Origin of the sequence: Flavivirga aquimarina, assembly GCF_030540835.1 — a bacterium.
GTDB classification, from domain to species: Bacteria; Bacteroidota; Bacteroidia; order Flavobacteriales; family Flavobacteriaceae; genus Flavivirga; species Flavivirga aquimarina.
Genome location: NZ_JAUOEK010000133.1, coordinates 1 through 233, shown reverse-complemented (window position 1 = coordinate 233; position 233 = coordinate 1). Strand labels below are relative to the sequence as shown.

Sequence of the window (233 nt, the reverse complement as noted above, 5' to 3'; positions counted from 1 at the left end):
GGAGGTATTCGTACTTATTTAGCATCAAGTGCTACGGTGACAAACTGTACATCAATAGGTAATGGTTTAACTAACTATAATGTTAATAATGGCGGGAAAGTTATTAAATCAAAAGGCGATTTCTCTTTTGCTCCTATAATGGACGTTCCTTTAAATCGTTCAGGTCAAGATATAGAACTGACTATTATGCCATCACCTGATGCAATAGGTCCACATAATATAGCAAATATTGA

1 protein-coding gene is annotated in these 233 nt (G+C 34.8%); it reads left to right on the top strand.

From position 1 onward, the window contains the following. A partial coding sequence (locus tag Q4Q35_RS13260) for a hypothetical protein (RefSeq protein ID WP_303278475.1) occupies positions 1-233 on the top strand: 233 nt, incomplete at both ends.